Source organism: uncultured Amaricoccus sp., assembly GCF_937858865.1.
Classification (GTDB): Bacteria; Pseudomonadota; Alphaproteobacteria; order Rhodobacterales; family Rhodobacteraceae; genus Amaricoccus.
Window position 1 is genome coordinate 1 of record NZ_CALLYO010000194.1, and the last position, 1,989, is coordinate 1,989.

Annotated in this window: 2 protein-coding genes; one reads left to right on the forward strand and one right to left on the reverse strand. The window is 72.6% G+C overall.

Annotated elements, in window-relative coordinates:
- Positions 1–225: 225 nt before the first annotated feature.
- Positions 226–993 (forward strand): glycosyltransferase family 2 protein, encoded by a 768-nt coding sequence (locus Q0112_RS05335; protein WP_297972452.1) that lies wholly within the window; start codon positions 226–228, stop codon positions 991–993.
- On the opposite strand, the gene Q0112_RS05340 is transcribed toward Q0112_RS05335, so the two are convergent.
- On the reverse strand, positions 990–1,989 hold a 1,000-nt coding region (locus Q0112_RS05340), incomplete at its 5' end, for a hypothetical protein (RefSeq protein ID WP_297972455.1). The genes Q0112_RS05335 and Q0112_RS05340 overlap by 4 nt on opposite strands.

Genomic DNA, 1,989 nt, shown 5'->3' on the forward strand with positions numbered 1-1,989 from the left:
CCGATCTCGAAGGGCGTCGCCCGCTTCGTCGACTGGTACCGCGGCTACTACGGCGGCGGAGACGAGACGCCCGGCGCCTGAGGGCGTAGGCTGCCCGAAAGAGAGGCCCGAGAGGCCGCCGGAGAGGCCGCGCGAGGGGCGTTCACGAACTTTTAACACCATGAATCTGAATGAATTCATGAATTTACCTATAGTTTCGCGCGCGAAATCCCCGGATTTCGCGCCGTGACCCCCCTCGTCTCGGTCATCACCCCGGCCTGGAACGCCGCCCTGACGCTCGACGCCACCATCGCCTCGGTCGCCGCCCAGAGCCTGCCCGACTGGGAGATGCTGATCGCCGACGACGGCTCGACCGACGCGACGCCCGCCATCGCCGCCGCCTGGGCCGCCCGCGACCCCCGCGTCCGCCCCCTCCCCGGCCCCGGCCACGCTGGCCCCGCCGCGGCGCGCAACCGCGCCATCCGCGCCGCCCGCGGCCGCTTCCTCGCCTTCCTCGACGCCGACGACCGCTGGCGCCCGGAGAAGCTTGCCCGCCAGCTCGCCTTCATGGAGGCCGCGGGCTCCCCCTTCAGCTTCACCGCCTACGCCCGCGAGGATGCGACCGGCCGCGCCCTCGGCATCGTTCGCGCCCCGGCCAGGGTCGACTACGCCGGCCTCCTCCGGGGCAACGTCATCGGCTGCCTGACCGCCGTCTACGACACGAGCCATTTCGGCAAGGTGGAGATGCCTCCCCTCCCCCTCCGCCAGGACTACGCCCTCTGGCTCGCCCTCCTCCGCGGCGGCGAGGCCCGCGGCCTCGACGAGGTCCTCGCCGACTACCGGGTGGGCGGCGCCGCCACCCTCTCCGGCTCCAAGCTCCGCGCCGCCCGCGGCACCTGGGCCGTCCTCCGCCGCGAGGGCCTCCCCCTCCCCCGCACCCTCTGGTGCTTCGCCCACTACGCCACAGCCGGCCTCCGCCGCCGGGCTCAGGACCGGGAAGGCGCCCGAGGCTAGGCGGCGGGCGGATCGAGAGTAATGATGACTTCGTGCCGGCTGCACAGCGAGACGAGCTGGTCCCGGGTCCGCGAATCGAGCGCGTTTAGCCGAACCGAACGGTAGCGCCCTCCCGCCAGCAGGCGCTCGAGCGTCGCGACATTTCCGGTCAGCACCTCGATCCCCTCGACCTCCCGCCATTCCGGCGCCTCGCCGGGACGGAGGCGGAAGATCTCGACCGGCTCGTCCCGCCAGATCGGCGGAGCGCCCGGGACGGTCCCGCAGCCGCCGTCGACCAGCAGCCGCGCGGCGCGCCCGGGGGTCACCGCCGGCAGCCGGTGGAAGTGCGCCAGGTGCAGCCGCCGTACCCGGACCGTGCCGTGTCCCGCCAGCCTCAGCCCGGGCTGCACGAGGGCAGTTCCAGGCGGGATCTCCGCCACCGCGTTGACGTTGCACGGTACAGTCAGATGGCCGATGCACTTCCGGCCTTCGTCGAAGAACCGCAGAGCAAACCGGACACCGACGAGACCCGTCTCGGCTTCCAGATGGCAGTTGATCCGGTCCGGCTCGCTCCCGGCCGGCAGATACTCCCCGGGGGGCAGGCTCCGTTCGGCGAAGATGAACTCAGGCTCCCCCCCGGCGAGACCGGTCTCGATGACCAGCGCATCCGCTTCGGCGCGCAGGGAGGGTTTCCGCCCGGCGCGGCTTCCGAACAGATCCGCCAGCTGATCCGGCCCGAAGCCGGGAGTCTCGGGTCCTGCCTCCGGTGCGATAGCCGAGGCGACGGCCTGCAGAGCGGTGAGCGGGAGGCCCGGATCGAGATCCGGCAGATCCTCGAGATGCTCCCTGAGCCGGCGGGGATCGGCCCCCGCTGCGTCGGCGGCATAGTGCCAGGGATCGATGGCGAGCCCCTCAGGGCCCTTCCAAGAGAGATGGTCGAGCCTGGCCAGCGTCGCGGCGGCCCGCGTTCGCGGCAAGCGGTCGCCGCGCAGGATGGCGCGGCGCGCCGGACAGGAC